The 237-nt window shown below is 49.4% G+C and carries 1 protein-coding gene; it reads right to left on the bottom strand.

The window, feature by feature from the left end:
• Positions 1 to 53: 53 nt before the first annotated feature.
• Positions 54 to 237 (bottom strand): transposase (locus EKA13_RS27690; protein WP_141685692.1); only part of this gene is annotated, 184 nt, incomplete at its 5' end.

Below are 237 nucleotides of genomic sequence, written 5' to 3'. Positions count from 1 at the left end.
GAGCTTACATTTTCTAAGATCCTCGACTCCTTTTCCAGCCGGTCAGATTTTTTCTACACCCTTAAATGCGAAGAGCCTCTAAACCCTCCTGACTTCAGCAAGCACCTGGCTATGTAATTGGTTAAATTTCTAAAGCCCAAGGCGGTACCTCGTAAGTGCTCAAGTCGCCCGTTGATAGCTTCTGTTGGACCGTTGCTGGTTCCTGGCCGGTCGAAGTAGGCAAGGATGCTCTCAGCG

Origin of the sequence: Pseudomonas defluvii (assembly GCF_001695625.1) — a bacterium.
In the GTDB taxonomy this organism is placed as follows: Bacteria; Pseudomonadota; Gammaproteobacteria; order Pseudomonadales; family Pseudomonadaceae; genus Aquipseudomonas; species Aquipseudomonas defluvii.
The sequence above is the reverse complement of the archived record's forward strand: the minus strand, read 5'-3'. Positions and strand labels throughout refer to the sequence as shown.